The organism is Pseudomonas sp. (assembly GCF_040514055.1).
Taxonomy (GTDB): Bacteria; Pseudomonadota; Gammaproteobacteria; order Pseudomonadales; family Pseudomonadaceae; genus Aquipseudomonas.
This window is the reverse complement of record NZ_JBEVDL010000076.1, coordinates 20,758-33,841: the sequence shown is the minus strand read 5'-3', so window position 1 is coordinate 33,841 and position 13,084 is coordinate 20,758. Positions and strand designations below refer to the sequence as shown.

General features: G+C 62.9%; 11 protein-coding genes and 1 pseudogene. 6 read left to right on the top strand and 6 right to left on the bottom strand.

Annotated features, from left to right (window positions below):
• Positions 1-9 precede the first annotated feature (9 nt).
• Both fadB and ABWY06_RS19705 read right to left on the bottom strand, forming a co-directional pair.
• On the bottom strand, positions 10-2,157 hold the full coding sequence (fadB, locus tag ABWY06_RS19710; RefSeq protein ID WP_353927277.1) for a fatty acid oxidation complex subunit alpha FadB: 2,148 nt from the start codon (positions 2,155-2,157) through the stop codon (positions 10-12).
• Between the two features lie 818 nt (positions 2,158-2,975).
• Positions 2,976-3,413, bottom strand: coding sequence for a hypothetical protein (locus tag ABWY06_RS19705; protein ID WP_353927276.1), 438 nt, complete (start codon positions 3,411-3,413; stop codon positions 2,976-2,978).
• A gap of 85 nt (positions 3,414-3,498) precedes the next feature.
• On the opposite strand from ABWY06_RS19705, the gene ABWY06_RS19700 reads away from it, so the two are divergent.
• On the top strand, positions 3,499-3,936 hold the full coding sequence (locus ABWY06_RS19700; protein ID WP_353927275.1) for a universal stress protein: 438 nt from the start codon (positions 3,499-3,501) through the stop codon (positions 3,934-3,936).
• Positions 3,937-4,004: 68 nt separating this feature from the next.
• Here the strand turns inward: ABWY06_RS19700 and ABWY06_RS19695 are convergent, their stop codons facing one another.
• Both ABWY06_RS19695 and ABWY06_RS19690 read right to left on the bottom strand, forming a co-directional pair.
• Positions 4,005-4,691 carry a DUF6901 family protein gene (locus ABWY06_RS19695; protein WP_353927274.1) on the bottom strand — a complete coding sequence of 229 codons (687 nt, stop codon included), beginning with the start codon at positions 4,689-4,691 and terminating at the stop codon, positions 4,005-4,007.
• A 22-nt stretch (positions 4,692-4,713) separates the two neighbouring features.
• Positions 4,714-6,621, bottom strand: a complete 1,908-nt coding sequence (locus ABWY06_RS19690; protein WP_353927273.1) for an ATP-binding cassette domain-containing protein — start codon at positions 6,619-6,621, stop codon at positions 4,714-4,716.
• 188 nt (positions 6,622-6,809) lie between these two features.
• Between ABWY06_RS19690 and ABWY06_RS19685 the strand changes: the two genes are divergently transcribed.
• The gene (locus tag ABWY06_RS19685; protein WP_353927272.1) at positions 6,810-8,735 is read left to right on the top strand and encodes a transglycosylase SLT domain-containing protein; all 1,926 of its coding nucleotides are present in this window, start codon (positions 6,810-6,812) and stop codon (positions 8,733-8,735) included.
• A gap of 69 nt (positions 8,736-8,804) precedes the next feature.
• Here ABWY06_RS19685 and ABWY06_RS19680 read toward each other — a convergent pair whose 3' ends face one another.
• Entirely contained in the window at positions 8,805-9,608 is an 804-nt protein-coding gene (locus ABWY06_RS19680; RefSeq protein WP_353927271.1) for an MOSC domain-containing protein, read from the bottom strand.
• Here ABWY06_RS19680 and ABWY06_RS19675 point away from each other — a divergent pair.
• Positions 9,607-10,104: a DUF1499 domain-containing protein gene (locus tag ABWY06_RS19675; protein WP_353927270.1), complete on the top strand. Its 498-nt coding sequence runs from the start codon at positions 9,607-9,609 to the stop codon at positions 10,102-10,104. The genes ABWY06_RS19680 and ABWY06_RS19675 overlap by 2 nt on opposite strands.
• Before the next feature lie 28 nt (positions 10,105-10,132).
• Here ABWY06_RS19675 and ABWY06_RS19670 read toward each other — a convergent pair whose 3' ends face one another.
• Complete coding sequence (locus ABWY06_RS19670) at positions 10,133-11,068, bottom strand: chemotaxis protein (protein WP_353927269.1); 936 nt, start codon at positions 11,066-11,068, stop codon at positions 10,133-10,135.
• A 742-nt stretch (positions 11,069-11,810) separates the two neighbouring features.
• Between ABWY06_RS19670 and ABWY06_RS25980 the strand changes: the two are divergent.
• The 3 genes and pseudogenes from ABWY06_RS25980 to ABWY06_RS19655 form a co-directional block, all read left to right on the top strand.
• Positions 11,811-12,377: pseudogene (locus tag ABWY06_RS25980) on the top strand (methyl-accepting chemotaxis protein); the annotation flags it as partial.
• 13 nt (positions 12,378-12,390) lie between these two features.
• Positions 12,391-12,756 (top strand): response regulator, encoded by a 366-nt coding sequence (locus tag ABWY06_RS19660; RefSeq protein WP_353927267.1) that lies wholly within the window; start codon positions 12,391-12,393, stop codon positions 12,754-12,756.
• 1 nt (position 12,757) lies between these two features.
• Positions 12,758-13,081: an STAS domain-containing protein gene (locus ABWY06_RS19655; protein WP_353927266.1), complete on the top strand. Its 324-nt coding sequence runs from the start codon at positions 12,758-12,760 to the stop codon at positions 13,079-13,081.
• Positions 13,082-13,084 lie beyond the last annotated feature (3 nt).

The window sequence follows — 13,084 nt, the reverse complement described above, 5'->3', positions numbered from 1 at the left end:
GTTCCGCGCTTAACCGAAGAAGCTCTGGCCGTTTTTGGCCATCTCACGCAGCTTCGCGGTGGGGTGGTACAGCGCGCCCAGTTCAGCGTATTTGTCGGCCAGGGCGACGAATTCGGCCACACCGATCGAATCGATATAGCGCAGCGCACCGCCACGGAAGGGCGGGAAGCCGATGCCGTAGATCAAGCCCATATCAGCCTCGGCCGCGGTTTCGACGATGCCGTCTTCCAGGCAGCGCACGGTTTCCAGGCACAGCGGAATCATCATGAAGTTGACGATATCCTCGTCGGTCACTTCACGGGCACCGGCAACGATGGACTTGAGCAGTTCGTACGCCTGGGGATCGATGACCTTCTTCGGCTTGCCGCGCTTGTCCATCTCGTAAGCGTAGAAACCCTTGCCGTTCTTCTGACCCAAACGGTTGGCGTCGTACATCACGTCGACGGCGGTACGACCTTCCACGGCCATGCGGTCCGGGAAGCCTTCGGCCATGACGTCACGGCCATGGTGACCGGTGTCGATGCCGACCACGTCGGAGAGGTAAGCCGGGCCCATGGGCCAGCCGAATTTCTCCATCACCTTGTCGATGCGCACGAAGTCGACACCCAGTTCGAGCAGCTTGGAGAAGCCGCCGAAGTACGGGAACAACACACGGTTGACCAGGAAGCCCGGGCAGTCGTTGACCACGACCGGGGTCTTGCCCATCTTCTTGGCATAGGCCACGGTGGTGGCGATGGCGACGTCGCTGGACTTCTCGCCACGGATCACTTCCACCAGGGGCATCATGTGCACCGGGTTGAAGAAGTGCATGCCGCAGAAGTTTTCCGGACGCTTGAGCGCCTTGGCCAGCAAGCTGATGGAGATGGTCGAGGTGTTGGAGGTCAGGATCGCATCGTCCTTGACCAGGCCTTCCACTTCGGCCAGCACAGCCTGCTTGACCTTGGGGTTCTCGACCACGGCTTCGACGACGATGTCGACGTTGCCGAAATCACCGTAGGACAGGGTCGGACGGATGGCGTTGAGGGCTTCCGCCATCTTCGCTGCGGTCAGACGACCTTTTTCCACACGGTTGCCGAGCAGTTTGCTGGCTTCGTTCAGGCCCATCTGGATACCGTCTTCACGGATATCCTTCATCAGAATCGGCGTGCCCTTGACCGCGGACTGGTAGGCGATACCGCCACCCATGATGCCGGCGCCCAATACCGCGGCCAGTTTCACGTCCTTGGCGATTTCGTCGTACTGCTTGGCTTTTTTCTTCAATTCCTGGTCATTCAGGAACAGGCCAACCAGGCTCTGGGAGGCCGGGGTCTTGGCCATCTTGACGAAGCCGGCGGCCTCGACTTCCAGCGCCTTGTCACGGCCGAAGTTGGCCGCTTTCTGGATGGTCTTGATCGCTTCGACCGGTGCCGGGTAGTTGGGACCCGCCTGGCCGGCGACGAAACCCTTGGCGGTTTCGAAGGCCATCATCTGCTCGATGGCGTTGAGCTTGAGCTTGTCCAGTTTCGGCTGGCGCTTGGCCTTGAAGTCCAGCTCACCGGAAATGGCGCGCTTGATCAGGTCCAGTGCGGCGGCTTGCAGCTTGTCGGCCGAAACCACGGCATCGACGGCGCCGGCTTTCAGCGCGTCGGCGGCCTTGTTTTCCTTGCCCGAAGCGATCCACTCGACCGCATTGTCGGTACCGATCAGCCGCGGCAGGCGCACAGTCCCGCCGAAACCGGGATAAAGGCCCAGTTTGACTTCCGGCAGGCCCACCTTGGCGTCTTCCGCCATTACGCGGTAGTCGGCAGCCAGGCACATTTCAAAACCACCGCCCAGGGCGATGCCATTGATGGCCACGACGGTCGGAACGCCGAGGTCTTCGAAATCACTGAAAATCTTGTTGGCTTCGAGGTTGCCGGCAACGAGCTCTTCGTCGGGCAGCTTGAAGTTATCGACGAACTCGGTGATGTCGGCACCAACGATAAACACGTCCTTGCCACTGCTGACAATCACGCCCTTGATCGAACCATCGGCTTTGATGGCGTCCACGGCCTGGCGCAGGTCGGTCAGTGTGAGACGGTTGAACTTGTTGACGGACTCACCCTTGAGGTCGAAATTCAATTCGACAATGCCACTTTCAAGAGCCTTAACCGTGATGGCTTTACCTTCGTAAATCATCAACTGATCTCCACGGTATGGAAGCTGAACAGTACACGTCGGACGTCTGAGCAGCGGACTTGACCGCTACAGAGCAATCGAGGATAGCCTCAACCAGCCTGACACACCCACCGACGCGATAATCGGGCTGCGATAACGAGTCGTCGCACACGGCAAACGCTCAATTCATACGCCCGTTTGATTTGGGTGTGCCCACCTTCAGGGAAAAGCCCGCACTTGTCAATTGGGCAACATGATGGCCAGGTGACCCCCAGAGGGGCTGCCCCACGTCCTCAACGGCCGCTCGTCTCTGTCCATAGGACCACAATTGGTCCGAAATCCGCCGTGCCCGCGCCCCTATAAAGCAGATTCGGCGCGCCCGCCGGACAATCGGCGCACTTTTCTGCACTATCGTCCAATAACGCTCCAGCACCTTGGATACAGAGCGCTGCACAACTACGACAAAAACGCAGAAAAATGTGCAAATCCCAAACAAATACTCACAATCACCGCGCTCTGACCCTGGGATGCTCGGAAACCAGGGTAAAAACGCCTATGCTGAGCAACGATTTCATCGGCGGCTCACCGCCGCCGGCCAAGGATTTCCGGCCTGCCTGGCCAACTCCTGGCCCGTTGCCTGCAACGGGCTTTTCTTTGTTTTCGAGCCTCGCCCGATTAACAACCGAAGATGGTCGCGTCGGGGCCAGCGAGCCGTCTGAAGGGGCGACATGACCCAAATCTTAAGATGGCGGCAAGGGAATGATCATTGCCTGCATCCCGCGCCTGGCCTGGGCAACTTTTCGCAGCATTGCGGCACCTGTGGCTAGTGCCCACGGGTCCTAGGCGAGCGCCTTAAGCACCGCCGCGATCCGTTGCAGCATGGCTTCATCACCGCGTTCGCCCCAACAGAGCGCAAGCATGCGCGGCCCGGCTTCAATCATGTAAACGTCGCCTGGCAGGGTTGCAAATTGCTCGATCAGGAGCGGATCGGTACAGGGTTCGCGCCAGCGGTTAACCCATTGCCCCGGAGCCTGCTGCCAGTAACACCAGCTGTCCTGCCGGTCTCGGCGCCGGGGTCGGTGGTACTGGGCACAGGAATTGGGCGGCTCCGGCACCAGCCAGTGCGGCCATTCCTGGCGTGACAACTGCATGGCCAGCCCGCCGCGCCGCGCCGCCAGGCGCAGGTTCATCTGCCCCTGCTGGCGCCGAGAAGGCACCAACCACACCAACGGACTGAGCATCACGATCAGCAATGCGCCGACGATCCAGACTGTCATACCCTGTGTCCCCTCGGAAAAACCCGCCGCCTGTCGCCAAGGCGGCCATACTGGTGAGCAATCGCAACGCTCAGGAGGAATCGCCATGCCCTACCATCATATCCTGGTCGCCGTCGACCTTACGGAAGAGTGCCACCCGGTCATGCAACGCGCCCAAGCGCTGGCCTTGTGCAGTCAGGCTAAATTGTCGCTGGTGCATATAGTCGAACCCATGGCCATGGCGTTTGGCGGAGACGTCCCCATGGACCTGTCGATGCTGCAGCAGCAACAGTTCGATCAGGCCCGTGAACGCCTGGACAGCTTTGCCGGCACCTACCCACAACTGGCTACCGAACAACGCCACCTGACCTACGGCCAACCGCGCCAGGAAATCCATCGCCTGGCCGAAGACCAGGGCTGCGACCTGATCGTCGTCGGCAGCCACGGCCGCCATGGCCTGGCCCTGCTGCTCGGCTCCACCGCCAACGACGTGCTGCATGGCGCGCCCTGCGATGTACTGGCCGTACGCCTGAAAAAATCCTGAGCTCAGCAGGACGACAGGCGGTCACCCTGGGGTGAGCCGCCTATCGCCATGTAAAGCTAAAGCCGCCCTTATTCGAAGGTATCGCCCGCACTCATGACCAGCGGGCGGATTTTCTGCAGCTGAGTCTCCAGCGAATAGGTCATGCTGGTGGACATGGAGAAGAAGGTCAGGAACGCCTTGAGGTTGGAGTCCCCCTCGCAGGTGTCATGGATGCGTTGCCAGAACGCCTGATTGACCAATTGCAACTGCTTGAACAGCCGCACCAGACCCTTGAGCTCCCAGTCCGCCTCTCGCCCCTCGCGCATATTGAAGTACTGCCGCGCCAGGTACAGCGAAACGGCCCGCAGGGCGAATTCCTGGTTGCTGGCGAACGGCAGGTGGTTATGCGCCATCGGCTTGAGCTTGCCGAGCATGGGACAGGCACTGGTCGCCATGATCACCCCGAGCAGCGAACGCAGGCCTTCTTCCAGCCCCACCTGCTTGGTGTATTCACGTTCGGGCGTGCGCACCCAGACCAAGGCCTTCTTGAACGCCGGCAGGCCGTTGAAGTCCTCAATCACCCGGTGCAGGTCTACCGCTGCCGGGCAATGGCTGTACTCTTCCTTGCGCAACGGGCAGTTGCTGCACTGCTGGTACTCCAGCCGTGTCCACTTCGGTGCGGCAGCCGCGACGACCGGATCGTAGGCGCGATCGAGTTCGATGCGATAACTGAACTCATGATTGTCGTCGAGGGTAATGCGGTACTCGAGGGCCATGCACGTCTCCGAGAGACTTCGTTTAGGCTTCCAGTTCGGCCCAGCGCTCCAACAGGCGGTCCATATCCCGTTGCAGCCCCTCCAGACGAGCCAGCACCGCGCTGGTTTCGCCCGAGGAGCGCTGATAGAACGCGGGCTCGGCCATTTCCTGCTGCACCTCGGCTATCTGCCGCTCCAGGACGTCGATCTCACCTGGAAGGGCCTCCAGCTCACGCTGCAACTTATAACTTAGCTTTTTCTTCGCCACTGCGGGTGGCGAGTCGCTCACAACTGGCGCGGCGACCACTGCCGCGATCTCGGCTTTGCCAGATTTACTCTCGGTCACCCCGAGCAAACGCGGCGAACCGCCCTGGCGCAACCAGTCCTGATAACCGCCGACGTACTCGCGCACCTGACCTTCGCCTTCGAACACCAGGGTGCTGGTGACCACGTTGTCGAGGAATGCCCGGTCGTGGCTGACCATCAGCACGGTACCCTGGAAGGTTTGCAGCACTTCCTCCAGCAACTCCAGGGTTTCGACGTCCAGATCGTTGGTCGGCTCGTCCAGCACCAGCAGGTTGGCCGGCTTGCTGAACAGCTTGGCCAGCAGCAAGCGCGCGCGCTCGCCACCGGACAAGGCTTTTACCGGTGTCCGCGCGCGCTGCGGGCTGAACAGGAAATCGCCCAAGTAACTCAGTACATGCCGGCTCTGACCATCGATATCGATGAAATCGCGCCCTTCGGCGACGTTGTCGATCACGGTTTTTTCCAGGTCCAGCTGGTGACGCAGCTGGTCGAAGTAGGCCACATCCAGTCGCGTGCCGACCTCGACCGTGCCTTGGGTCGGCTTCAGGTTGTCCAGCATCAGCTTGAGCAAGGTGGTCTTGCCGGTACCGTTGGCGCCCAGCAGGCCGATACGGTCCTGACGCTGCAGCACCATGGAAAAATCCTTGATCAGCAGCGGCCCGCCCGGGTGCGCGAAGCTGACATTCTCCAGCACCATCACCTGCTTGCCTGACTTGTCGGCGGTGTCGAGCTGGATATTGGCCTTGCCGGTGCGTTCACGCCGCTCGCTACGCTCGACGCGCAAGGCTTTCAGCGCGCGCACGCGCCCTTCGTTGCGGGTGCGGCGCGCCTTGATACCCTGACGGATCCACACTTCTTCCTGGGCCAGGCGCTTGTCGAATAACGCGTTGGCGGTTTCTTCCGCGGCCAGTTGCGCCTCCTTGTGCACCAGGAAGCTCGCGTAATCGCCGTTCCAGTCGATCAGCCCGCCGCGGTCCAGCTCGAGGATGCGGGTGGCCAGGTTCTGCAGGAAGGCCCGGTCGTGGGTAATAAACAGCACCGCGCCCTGGAAGCCCATCAAGGCTTCTTCGAGCCACGCGATGGCACCGATGTCCAGGTGGTTGGTCGGCTCGTCGAGCAACAGCAAGTCCGGCTCGGACACCAGCGCCTGGGCCAGCAATACCCGCCGGCGCCAACCGCCCGACAGCTCGGCCAGGGTCTTGTCGGCCGGCAGCTGCAGGCGACTCAGGGTACTGTCGACCAGTTGCTGGAGACGCCAGCCATCGCGCGCTTCGAGGTCCTGCTGGACATGCATCAGTTTGTCCAGGTCGGCATCGGTGTGAATGTTCTGGCTCAGGTGATGGTATTCGGCGAGCAAGGCGCCGACTCCGTCCAAACCCTCGGCCACCACGTCGAACACTGTCCGCTCGTCGGCCAGGGGCAACTCCTGTGGCAGCTCACCGATTTTCAGCCCAGGGGCACGCCAGACGGAGCCTTCATCACCCAGCTGATCGCCCTTGACCAGTTTCATCAGGCTGGACTTGCCGGTGCCGTTGCGGCCGATGATGCACACGCGCTCGCCGCGGCCGATCTGCCACGAGACCTTATCCAGCAGCGGCATTGCGCCGTAGGCCAGGGACACATCGGTGAACTTGAGCAGCGTCATGGGCATCTCCAAAAACAGGGCGCGTATTCTACCCGAAATTGGCCTGTCCCAGGCGGGCATTTTTTCCGGGCGTTTCGCCAGTCGGCGCGGCGCTTTGCCGGCCACCGGCAACAGGCTAAGCTAGGGCCTTGCGGCGCCGATAGCCCCGGTGTCTTTTTAGTGATTTTTGTTTTTTGTCCGGAAGTGTCATGCGCGGTCGCCTGTTCAGCCTGTTGTCCTGCCTCGTTCTTTCCACCCTCACCTTCAGCGCCCAGGCAGCCAGCCTGGCCCAGCAGCGTCAGTACTATGACGAGGCCAAGCGTGCCCTGGCCAAGGGCGACAGTGGCCCTTACCGGCGTTATGCCCAGGCTCTGGACGACTACCCGCTGGAGCCCTACCTGGCGTACGACGAACTGACAGCGCGCCTGAAGTCGGCGAGCAACGCCGAAATCGAGGCATTCCTCGCTGAGCACGGTGACCTGCCCCAGGCCAGTTGGATGAAGCTGCGCTGGCTGCGCTGGCTGGCCGAGCGCGGCGACTGGCAGCCGTTCCTCAAACACTACGACCCAAAACTGAATTTCACCGAACTCGATTGCCTCTATGGCCAGTACCAGCTGGGCCACGGCATGAGCGCGGAAGGCTACAAGACCGCCGAACGGTTATGGCTGGTGGGCAAGTCACAACCGGAAGCCTGCGATCGACTGTTCGATCGCTGGGCCGCCGAGGGTCAGCTGACCGAAGCTCGGCGCTGGCAACGCACCAAGCTCGCCGCCGAGGCCCGCAACTATGGCCTGGCCTCCTCCCTGGGCAGCAAACTGCCGACCCTGGGCGCCACCGCCAAGTTGATGGTCGAGGTCGCACAGAAACCGCGCCTGCTGACCCAGACCGCACGTTTCGCGCCGGCTAACCAGGCCATGGCCGATGTGGTCGGGCTTGGCCTGCGGCGCCTGGCGCGCGAAGACCCGGAAAAGGCCCTGAGCCTGCTGGACAGCTACAGCCAGCGCCTGCCGTTTTCGGTGGAGGAAAAAGTGGCGATCGCCCGGGAAATCGGCTTGACCCTGGCCAAGCGTTTCGACAGCCGCGCGCTGCCGCTGATGACCCAGTACGACCCGCAGTTGCTGGACAACACGGTGTCCGAGTGGCGGATGCGCCTGCTGCTGCGCCTGGGCCGCTGGAGCGACGCCTACCAGCTAAGCCTGCGCCTGCCGGCCGAGCTGGCCAGCACCAACCGCTGGCGCTACTGGAAGGCACGCGCCCTGCAATTGTCCGAGCCCAACAGTGCGCAGTCGGCCGCCCTCTATCAGCCAGTGGCCGCCGAGCGGGATTTTTACGGCTTTATGGCCGCCGACCAGATCAAGGCCCCCTACCAACTGAACAACAAGCCGCTGGTGCTCGCGCCCAGCCTGGTACAGAAGGTACGCAACACCGCCGGCATTCGCCGCGCGCTGGAGTTCCACGACCGCGGGCAAATCGTCGATGGTCGCCGCGAGTGGTACCACGTCAGCCGCTTGTTCAGCCGTGACGAACTGGTGGCGCAGGCACGCCTGGCGTATGAGATGGAGTGGTATTTTCCGGCGATCCGCACCATCAGTCAGGCCAAGTACTGGGACGATCTGGACGTGCGTTTCCCCATGGCCTACCGCCCGACCCTGGTGCGCGAAGCCAAATTGCGCGGCCTGCATTCCAGCTGGGTGTTCGCCATCACACGCCAGGAAAGCGCCTTTATGGCCGATGCCCGTTCGGGCGTCGGCGCCAGCGGCCTGATGCAGCTGATGCCGGCCACGGCCAAGGAAACCGCCAAGCGCTACGACATCCCGCTGAGCTCGCCGCAGCAGGTACTGATTCCCGAGAAGAACATCCAGCTCGGCGCCGCTTACCTGAGCCAGGTGCACGGCCAGTTCAACGGCAATCGCATCCTCGCCTCGGCGGCCTATAACGCCGGTGCCGGACGCGTGCGCCAATGGCTCAAAGGGGCGGATCACCTGGCCTACGATGTCTGGGTGGAAAGCATTCCATTCGACGAGACCCGCCAATACGTGCAGAACGTGCTGGCCTATTCGGTAATCTACGGGCAGAAACTCAACGCCCCCCAACCCTTGATCGACTGGCACGAGCGCTACTTCGACGATCAATAGCCTCGGATCGGAACCGCCGAGGTCACTTAGGGCGGCCTCGGCGCGCGGTTCAACGACAGCCTGCCACCGTTATTCCAGCACTTCCACCGGCATGCCGAGCTGCAACTGGCCACGCCCCAGGGCGATCAGGTTCTGCCCGAAGTACACCGCCCCTTCCCGCTCGCGGTAGGTCTTGAGGGTGGCGAGCGGCTCGCGGTCTTCGCTGCGTTCGCCCGTCGCGGGGTCCAGGGTCGTCATGATGCAGCGCGAGCAGCCCTTGGCCACGCGAAACTCCAGGTCGCCGATCCGAATACGCCGCCACTGGTCCTCGGCATAGGCTGCCGCCCCCTCCACCACCAGATTGGGACGAAAGCGCAGCATCTCCAGCGGCCGACCGACCCGTGCCGCCAGGTCGTCCAGCGAGCCCTGGCCGATCAACAACAGCGGAAAGCCATCGGCAAAGGCGACGCGGTCGCCGACATCGGCATAGGCCGTATCGACCTGACGGGTACGGGCCCGCGGCACCTGGACCAACCGACAGGGACGCGCGAGAAAATCGCTCAGCCAGGCGGCCGCGGCATCGCCAGCATCCGGCACCCGCAGGCTGTCTTTCCAGATGGTGACGCCGCGCAGCGCCGCGTCCGCGTCCGGCACCTCGACAATGAGCGGCTGCAAGCCAGGGGCCTGCAGCCGCAGGCATGTGGTGCCCTGCCAGAGCGCCTGCAGTTGGGTCATTTGTGGCAACAGGCGCTGGGTCAGGAAGCGTCCACTCTCGGCATCGACTACCATCCAGCGACGATCGCCAGTGAGCCCCAGGGCGTCCACGCTGCTGTGCTGCAGGGGCTCGCCCTGGGCGGATTTGAGTGCATAACGATACAACGCGGAGAGACGCATGAGCCCGGTTCCTGTCGGCCAAACTGCCCTTATACGAGGTGCCCGGGATGCCCACAAGTTTTTCTTGGGCGCGGCCCTGACCCTGTGGCTGACGGCCTGCGGCAGCAGTCCTGCCGCCCCCCTTGGCGTGCGCAACGGCCAGCTGGCGCCATGCCCCGCCTCGCCCAACTGTGTCAACAGTCAGGCCGTCGACAGCAAGCACCGAGTGGCCGCCCTGGCATTGGGCGGCAGCCCCGACGACACCCGTGAGCTGCTGCTGCAGGTACTGCGCGACGAACCAGGCGCCGTAGTGGTTGAGCAGCAGGCGACCTATCTGCGGGTCGAATACACCAGTCGGCTGCTGCGCTTCGTCGACGACCTGGAGCTGTTGATCGGCCCGCGGCAGGTCGAAGTGCGCTCGGCCTCGCGACTGGGCTATGGCGATTTCGGGGTCAATCGGGCACGGGTCGAACAGCTGCGCCAGCGCCTGGCCGACGCCGGCCCCAAGGCCCCGTAAACGGCCAAGCAGGCCGCCCCAGCGTGCGTCAGTCCTGCGGTTCGTCCAGCAGCAGACGTTCGCGGACCATATCCACCAGCTTGTCTGGCTGGAACTTGGAGAGGAAGTTGTCACAACCGACCTTCTTCACCATGGCTTCGTTGAAACTGCCGGACAGCGACGTGTGCAGCACCACATACAGGTCCTTGAGCCGCGGGTCGTTGCGAATTTCGGTGGTCAGCCGGTAGCCGTCCATTTCCGGCATTTCCGCATCGGTGATCACCATCAATAGCTTGGCCGTCACGTCGACACCGGCATCGGCCCAGCTTTTCAGCAAATTCAGGGCGCGCAGCCCGTCACTGGCGGCATGCGAACGGATATCCAGTTGCGCCATGGTGCCCTTGAGCTGGCTCATGGCGACATTCGAGTCGTCCACCAGCAGCACCTCGCGGCCCCGGGCTTTTTCCAGCAGTGGATCGGCCAGCTTTTCCGGAGACACCTTGCTGCTCATCGGCGATATTTCCGCCAGCACCTTCTCCACATCGATCACTTCGACGATCTGGTCGTCGACCTTGGTGATGGCCGTAAGATAGTGCTGGCGGCCAGCACCGCCAGGCGGTGGCAGGATCGATTCCCAGTTCAGGTTGAGGATGCGCTCCACACCGCCCACCAGGAAGGCCTGCACTGAGCGATTGTATTCAGTGACGATGATGGTGCTGCCCGCGTCCGGGACAATCGGGCGCATACCGATGGCTTGTGACAGGTCGATCACCGGCAGGGTCTGCCCGCGCAGGTTGACCACCCCGCAGACAAAGGGATGGCGCTGGGGCATCAAGGTCAGCTTGGGCATCTGCAGCACCTCCTGCACCTTGAATACGTTAATCGCGAACAACTGCCGCCCCGCCAGACGGAACATCAGGATTTCCAGGCGATTCTCGCCCACCAGTTGGGTACGTTGGTCGACCGAGTCGAGAATGCCAGCCATTGCGCGCTCCTACAGATGGTTCGATGCCTGGTAACCCAGGCGTCTATGTTCAAGGGTTATCGGCCGCCAAACGGATTACCACAGCATAGCTGCTGCAGATCATGCCTGGCAGCCGACCGGCGCGCCAGCCACCCGTACCCTCCACCCCTAGACCGCCCTAGGGGAAACCCCGATTTCGCCCCGGGCACTCGCCTTCTATCGTCAACCCCATGACCACCACAGAGAGCCGCCCATGCCCGTGTACGTCTTATTGTGGCTGGGCATCGTGCTGGGCTTGACCGGCGTGGGCGTTGAGCGGCCGTGGCTGGCCGCCAGCGGTATGGGCCTCAGTGCGCTGGCTGCCCTGTGGCTACGCCCGGCCCGCGGCCCGACGGCGCAGCTGCCCGCCTCGCCGACGGCGGACACGCCGGACAGCGGGGTCGAACCGCTGCTGGTGGAGGTACTGCCGGCCTGGCAACACAGCCTGGAGCAGGTCCGCCAGTTGCTGCAGGACAATATCCGTCAGCTGTTCGAGCGTTTCGCCGAACTGTCCCAGCGCCTGGAGCACAGCCTGTCCAGCGTCGACGGGGCGATCGGCGACGCCAGCCTGGCCGCCAGCTTGCGCCTGGCTCAGGAGCGCCTCGACCAGGTGATCGCCGGGTTCCACGGCGGCAGTGCGCGAAACAAGGCGCTGTTCACCTCCATCGGCCACTTCAATGGCTACGCCAGCGAACTGCAGGGCATGTCCAAACGGGTGCAGGATATCGCCAGCCAGACCAATCTGCTGGCCCTCAATGCGGCGATCGAGGCGGCACGGGCCGGCGAATATGGCCGCGGGTTTTCAGTAGTGGCCGACGAAGTGCGCAAGCTCTCCAGCCTGTCTGCCGAAACCGGCCAGCGTATGGACGAAAAGGTCAATGAGATCAACCAGGCGATCCGCGCCACCGTGACGGCGTCCGAAGAACTGGCGGTGGGTGAACAACATAACCAGGGCTACCTGGACCAGGTCAGTGGCCAGGTCATGCAGGTGCTCAACAGCAGCCTGGAGGAGCTGACCGGCACCTCGCAGCAATTGCAACAGGACACGCGCCTGACCCAGAGCACCCTGCAGGAAATAGTCGTCGCCCTGCAGTTTCAGGACCGCGCCGACCAGATGGTCGACCACCTGCAGATGGACCTCGAGCGGCTGTTGCAGGCCGTGCGCACCCGGGACGCCAGCCTGCAGCATCCACAGCGCTGGCTGAACGAGCTGCGAGCCCAGTTCACCACCGACGAAGAACGCCACGGCAGTCGCCGCAGCGCGGCGAGCAACGACGTCACTTTTTTCTGATCAGGAGCCTTTCATGGGCAAGACCATAATGATCGTCGACGACTCCCTGTCCATGCGCCAATTGGTCAAGATGACCTTGACCGGGGCCGGGCACCAGGTGATCGAAGCGGTCGACGGGCGCGACGCGCTGAGCAAGCTGACCGGGCAGAAGATCAACCTGATCATCAGCGACGTCAACATGCCCAATCTCGACGGCATTGGCTTCGTCAAGGAGGTCAAGGCGCGCAGCGAGTATCGCTTCACCCCCATCGTCATGCTCACCACCGAGAGCGAGCAGGGTAAAAAAGCCGAAGGTCAGGCCGCCGGTGCCAAGGCCTGGATCGTCAAACCCTTCCAACCCCAGCAACTGCTGGCGGCCGTCGACAAGTTGGCCAGCTGAGATGTTCGCTCTGGAGCACGACAGTCAAGCCGACCCCGCCTCGTTGCGCATGCGCGGCAATCTGACCATTTACGAGGTCAGCCAGGCCCATTCCGCCCTGCTGGCGGTTCTGCAACAGCACCCTGAGCGCCACTGGCAGCTGGACATGACCGAGATCGACGAGGTCGACAGCGCGGGCGCCCAGTTGCTGCTGGCGGTGCAGCGCCACCTGGGCGAGCAGCAGGGTCGATTGCAGGTCCTCAACCCCAATGCGGCGCTGCTGGAACTGTTGGAGTTGCTGCAGTTGCAGGTGCTATACCCCGATGTGCTGCCGGCCCAGGGCTGAGCC

What these genes read in the sequence shown, in the direction of transcription:
- fadB (WP_353927277.1), bottom strand. Translation starts at nt 2,157, where the DNA reads ATGATTTACGAAGGTAAAGCCATCACGGTTAAGGCTCTTGAAAGTGGC.
- ABWY06_RS19705 (WP_353927276.1), bottom strand. Translation starts at nt 3,413, where the DNA reads ATGACAGTCTGGATCGTCGGCGCATTGCTGATCGTGATGCTCAGTCCG.
- ABWY06_RS19700 (WP_353927275.1), top strand. Translation starts at nt 3,499, where the DNA reads ATGCCCTACCATCATATCCTGGTCGCCGTCGACCTTACGGAAGAGTGC.
- ABWY06_RS19695 (WP_353927274.1), bottom strand. Translation starts at nt 4,691, where the DNA reads ATGGCCCTCGAGTACCGCATTACCCTCGACGACAATCATGAGTTCAGT.
- ABWY06_RS19690 (WP_353927273.1), bottom strand. Translation starts at nt 6,621, where the DNA reads ATGACGCTGCTCAAGTTCACCGATGTGTCCCTGGCCTACGGCGCAATG.
- ABWY06_RS19685 (WP_353927272.1), top strand. Translation starts at nt 6,810, where the DNA reads ATGCGCGGTCGCCTGTTCAGCCTGTTGTCCTGCCTCGTTCTTTCCACC.
- ABWY06_RS19675 (WP_353927270.1), top strand. Translation starts at nt 9,607, where the DNA reads ATGAGCCCGGTTCCTGTCGGCCAAACTGCCCTTATACGAGGTGCCCGG.
- ABWY06_RS19680 (WP_353927271.1), bottom strand. Translation starts at nt 9,608, where the DNA reads ATGCGTCTCTCCGCGTTGTATCGTTATGCACTCAAATCCGCCCAGGGC.
- ABWY06_RS19670 (WP_353927269.1), bottom strand. Translation starts at nt 11,068, where the DNA reads ATGGCTGGCATTCTCGACTCGGTCGACCAACGTACCCAACTGGTGGGC.
- ABWY06_RS19660 (WP_353927267.1), top strand. Translation starts at nt 12,391, where the DNA reads ATGGGCAAGACCATAATGATCGTCGACGACTCCCTGTCCATGCGCCAA.
- ABWY06_RS19655 (WP_353927266.1), top strand. Translation starts at nt 12,758, where the DNA reads ATGTTCGCTCTGGAGCACGACAGTCAAGCCGACCCCGCCTCGTTGCGC.